We start from the raw sequence: 4432 nt of genomic DNA on the forward strand, positions 1-4432 counted from the left end.
GACACCACGTTCGCCGAGGACGCCTCCACCATCCGCGCCGGCCGGCTGCCCCGCGTGATGGCCAGCCTTCGCAACCTCGCCATCAGCGTCTGCCGGCAGGACGGCGAGACCAACATTGCCGCCGCCACCCGCCACCATGCCCGCCACCCAGGCCGCCCTCTGGCCACACTCGGATGGACATGATCAACCAGGACTCACGTGCTCAACCGGACAGAACCGCAACACGCAAAGTCCCTGTCGCAGGATGCGTGACTACATCCGTGGACTGCTGGGCCCGGTCGGCCGGAAGAACGGCCGGCAGCCGGCCGAATACGCCGGGCATCACACACCCGACCGCCTTCAGCGGCTCCTCAACGGCGCCCGCTGGGACGCCGACGAGCTCCGCGACGACCTCCAGCACTATGTAGCCGAACGGCTCGGCGAGCCCGACGGGATCCTCATCCTCGACGACACCGGCTTCCTCAAGAAGGGCACCACCTCAGCCGGCGTACAGCGCCAGTACTCCGGCACCGCCGGCCGCACCGAGAATCCCCCAGAGGGGGTGCCCCCAGCCAGATCGGCGTGTTCGCCGCCTACGCCACCACCCGCGGCCGCGCCCTGGTCGACCGTGAGCTGTATCTGCCCAGGTCCTGGACCGACGACCGCGACCGCTGCCGCGCCGCCCACATCCCCGACGAGCGGGCCTTCGCCACCAAACCCGACCTGGCCAAGGCCATGGTGCTGCGGGCGATCGCCTCGCCGCTGCCGATCGCCTGGGTGACCGCGGACGCCGCCTACGGCCAGGAATGGCGGCTGCGCCGCATGCTGGAGGAGACCGGCCTGGGGTATGTGCTCGCGGTCCCCAAGTCCCAGCAGGTGCCCCACTTCGGACGCATCGATCACCTCTTCTCCCAGGCTCCCGACGAAGCGTGGGAGAGACGTTCGTGCGGTGACGGCGCCAAGGGCCCGCGMGTCKACSACTGGGCCGCCCTGCRGATCACCTCCATCGAGGACTTCGACGACGAACTGCCCACCCACCAGCGGTGGGCACTGGCGCGCCGCAGCATCAGCAAGCCCCAGGAGATCGCCTACCACCTCGCCTACGCACCGCTCGGCACCACGGTCGAGCACCTGGCCCGCGTCGCCGGAACACGTTGGGCCATCGAGGAAGCCTCCCAGGCTGCCAAGAACGAGTGCGGCCTCGACCAGTACGAGGTCCGCCGCTACACCGGCTGGATGCGGCACGTCACCCTGGCCATGCCGGCGCACGCCCTCCTGGCGGTCATGGCCGCCGACGCCGCGGCAAAAGGGGCAGCAGAAACGGTTCCTGCCTCGCACCCCTCACCGTGGCAGAAGTTCGGCGGCTCCTGGCAACTGGCCACCCACCCGCCACACGCGCTCATCAGTCCCTCCTCAGGGCACGCGCACTGAGGTGGTCACAGTGGCGCAGACGACGCCAAGCCGTCGCCCGCCGCTGCCATCATCAGCGGCGGTTGCACACGTTCGAGGGGCGGTCCGGGAAAGAGAACACGGGCCGGAACCCAGCCCGCTACACTCGCCCAAACCGCCCCTGAACAGGGGAAACGTCAAAGTGCTGCTGGAGTACTAGGGCCCGTGGTGGTCGAGGGGTACCCCTTGGGCGGCCGGCGTTCGCCCGGCCGGTAGTGTGCGAGGGAGGTACGGGGACGGACGGGCCACCCCGGGGGCAGGGGGCCGGRGAGGGCGCACGTGACGACGACCCTGATCACCGAGGTGGCGCTGATCATCGCGCTGGCGTCGTTCGCGCAGGCGCTGAGCGGCTTCGGGTTCGCGCTGGTGGCCGTGCCGCTGCTGGCCCTGCTGACCAGCCCCCAGAACGCCATCGTCGTGGTCACCTCGCTGGGACTGGTGCTCTCGCTGACGGTCTGCGTCCACCAGAGGGACCACGTCAATGTGCGCACCGCGAGCCTGGTGAGCGGAGCGGGCCTCGTGGGCATGCCGCTCGGGCTGCTCGCGGTGACGGTGCTCAGCGCGGGTGCGCTGTCCGTCCTCATCGCCTGTGCCGTGCTGGTGTTCGCCGTCCTGATCGGCCGTGGCATGACCTTCCGGCGCGGGACGGGCCCCACGGTCGCCGCGGGTTTCGCCAGCGGGGCGCTGCTGACCTCGACCGGGATGAACGGGCCGCCGCTGGTCGCCGCTTTCCAGGCCATGGGGCTGGCGCCCCGTGAGTTCCGGGCGACGCTCCAGGCCACGTTCTGCGTACAGAACGTCCTGGCCCTCGCGGGATTCTTCGCCGTCGGCCGGCTGACCGCGGACAGTCTGCTGCTGGCCGGCGCGGGGCTCCCCGGCCTGCTGGCGGGCTGGTGGTGCGGGGACCGCGTCTTCGCCCGGACGGATTCGGCGCGCTTCAAGAAGATCGTCCTGGGGGTGCTGGTCGCCAGTGCCTGCGTGTCGCTGTACCAGGCCGCGCTGAGCTGACGCGCGAGGCAGCCGCCCAGGCCTTGGACAACTTCAGCAAAGCCACGCCGGGGCAGGTCGCCGGCCTGCTCCCGCCACTGGACCTGGAGCGCTTTCACCAGCATTGGCGGGACCAGTACCTCGAGATCGTCGACGAGATCCCAACCAGCGAGACCGCGYTGCGCGAGGCGGCATTCCGGGAGGCGAACGTCCTCCCGCCATGCAAAGCCATCGTCATCAACGAGCGCGGCGACAAGGTGAAGACGGGCGGCAGGGACGCCGCGATCTGGCTGACGGCCATCGAGTACGCGCGGGCACACCCCGAYGAGAAGGTCTACTTCGTCAGCAAGAAMACGAAGGACTTCGGAGACGGGGYGGCGTACCCGCCGCTGATGGCCAAGGACGTGGAAGGMMTCGGGGACCGGTTCGTGCATCTCATGTCCCTCGGTGAGGTCTTGAAGCGGTTCATGGTACCGGCCGAGGTCGACGAGGAGCAGGTGYGCGCGATCCTCTCGAATGCGGAGAGCCTCAAGACGATCAGCGCCGAGGCGGCCCGACTGATGGCCGTGTCGAAGGRAAAGSTCTGGTTCGGYGGCGGCCCCAAGTTCGAGGTGGCGATGGCCTTCTTGGTGGAGGACCTCGGAAACGGCGAGTTCGAAACCGTCAGCACTGAGCCGGTCCAGGTGCTGGGCTGGGCAGAAGCCCCCCCACCGTCGCGTTCAACAGCATGGCCGAGCTGAACGCCTACCGCATCGGAGACCACGTGTGGTGTGCGGCGACGGTGCGGTGGGTGCTCAGCGGTCCCGCTGTCCTGGACAACACGCACTGGGTGGTGAGCTGCTCTTGCTGGTCAGCCGACGGAATTCGCTGACCTGCTGAATCGTGGCTTCCGGGCGGTGGGCGTCCTGAAGGAGTGCGGAGTTTCCCGGTTAACCGCGGTACGCCGGCGGTCCTTCCGGGCCGCCTCATGGGTAAGCCAGATCAGATGTCACCACACCGTGCAGCAGTCCCATTCGATGCAGCTGGCTCCCGGATTGTGGCGGCCGCCGACGTGAGGCAGGGTGGCTTCGGGACCGGCGTGTCACGGATGCGGGCTGTGGCTGATTGTCCATTCCAGGCAGGCTTACGAAGGTGTGGTACATGTCAGAGAAGAACCCAGCGCACGTAGACCCTGCCGAGGGGCACGAGGTCTCGCTGCCGCCCGAGGTCAAGATGCTGCAGGAAGTAACTCCTCCCTTCTTCCCCGAAGGCGGATCGGCAATGACGATCCTTGTCGAGTGGCCTCCTGGTCACCCCGGGCTCCCTCCGCATCGCCACTCGGGGCCAGCGTTCGGCTACGTGATGGAGGGCGCGGTCCGGTTCGAGCTCGAGGGTGAGCCGGAGCGCGTGATCAGGGCCGGTGAGACGTTCTGGGAGCCGGGCGGTGACGTGATCCACTACCAGGACGGCAACGCCCAGTCGGACGCACCGAACAGGTTCCTCGTGACCATGGTGTGCGCGCCGGGTCAGCCGATGCTCACGTTGGTCGACGAGGAAGAGCTGAAGGAACGGGCGCACCTGCGTGCCCCGCGTCCCTCCGAAGGCTGATGCTTGTGCGCACGGTCGTTATGCCGGGTCGCCATCCCGCCCAATTTGCGGCGGTTGATGGGCACGTCCATCGAAGTGGTGTAACGACAGAGGAGGCAACCCCTTTCCGGTCAGCAAGGTCGCCGGGATGGGGCGTGTCCTCGGGGTGCGCGGCTCGTTGACGAGAGTGATACATCACCGCGGCGGCGGCTTCCCCCTCCTTTCCTCCTAGGGCGCGTATCGGGTCGTGATCAATCTGCGGGTTTCGCTCTTGGGGCGGGACCTGATCCGGTAGATCGTTTTATGTGACGCGAGTGCAACTGACGGATGCGGAGTGGGAGTTCATCGGCCCGTACCTGCCGATCGGCCAGTACGGGCCGTACCCCGAGCGGCTGCGGCAGCAGTTCGAGGGCGTGATCTGGCGGTTCAAGACGGGCGGGCAGTGGCGGGA

Annotated in this window: 5 protein-coding genes and 2 pseudogenes; all 7 read left to right on the forward strand. The window is 68.4% G+C overall.

Going from position 1 to position 4432, the window contains the following annotated elements; genetic code table 11:
* Positions 1 to 183, forward strand: a pseudogene (locus DIZ27_RS44360) (ISAs1 family transposase); the annotation flags it as partial.
* Positions 184 to 244: 61 nt separating this feature from the next.
* A pseudogene (locus DIZ27_RS49160) lies at positions 245 to 466 on the forward strand (transposase); the annotation flags it as partial.
* A 95-nt stretch (positions 467 to 561) separates the two neighbouring features.
* A complete protein-coding gene (locus DIZ27_RS44365) occupies positions 562 to 1410 on the forward strand; it encodes an IS701 family transposase (RefSeq protein ID WP_375232091.1) in 849 nt (282 codons plus the stop codon).
* Positions 1411 to 1707: 297 nt separating this feature from the next.
* Complete coding sequence (locus tag DIZ27_RS44370) at positions 1708 to 2436, forward strand: sulfite exporter TauE/SafE family protein (protein ID WP_109383907.1); 729 nt, start codon at positions 1708 to 1710, stop codon at positions 2434 to 2436.
* 23 nt (positions 2437 to 2459) lie between these two features.
* Entirely contained in the window at positions 2460 to 3155 is a 696-nt protein-coding gene (locus tag DIZ27_RS44375) for a PIN domain-containing protein (RefSeq protein ID WP_109383908.1), read from the forward strand.
* A 400-nt stretch (positions 3156 to 3555) separates the two neighbouring features.
* Complete coding sequence (locus DIZ27_RS44380) at positions 3556 to 4002, forward strand: cupin domain-containing protein (RefSeq protein WP_109383909.1); 447 nt, start codon at positions 3556 to 3558, stop codon at positions 4000 to 4002.
* 284 nt (positions 4003 to 4286) lie between these two features.
* On the forward strand, positions 4287 to 4432 hold a 146-nt coding region (locus DIZ27_RS44385), incomplete at its 3' end, for a transposase (RefSeq protein ID WP_146229159.1).

Source organism: Streptomyces sp. NWU339 (genome assembly GCF_003143855.1).
In the GTDB taxonomy this organism is placed as follows: Bacteria; Actinomycetota; Actinomycetes; order Streptomycetales; family Streptomycetaceae; genus Streptomyces.

Bases quoted from the DNA above. Each gene is read 5' to 3' on its own strand.
- DIZ27_RS44380 (WP_109383909.1), top strand. From the start codon at position 3,556: ATGTCAGAGAAGAACCCAGCGCACGTAGACCCTGCCGAGGGGCACGAG.